General features: G+C 39.9%; 1 pseudogene. It reads left to right on the plus strand.

From position 1 onward, the window contains the following. Positions 1–208, plus strand: a pseudogene (locus KTHG_RS20995) (ATP-binding protein); the annotation flags it as partial.

The raw sequence follows: 208 nt of genomic DNA on the forward strand, positions 1-208 counted from the left end.
TCGCATGCTGATGATGATTAAAAAATCGTGGAACGACCAGAAGTATCCATATGATCAAATGTATTTTATTGATTTGCTAAGTCGAGTGGACTTTCTTGTATTAGATGATTTAGGAAATGAAACTGGCAGCGATTCAGAAGCAAAGCAGTGGGTGAAGGACATCCTTACAGAAGCGCTAGAAGCTCGTCAGACGAAAGGAACGATTGTT

The organism is Kurthia sp. Dielmo (assembly GCF_000307285.2).
Taxonomy (GTDB): Bacteria; Bacillota; Bacilli; order Bacillales_A; family Planococcaceae; genus Kurthia; species Kurthia populi.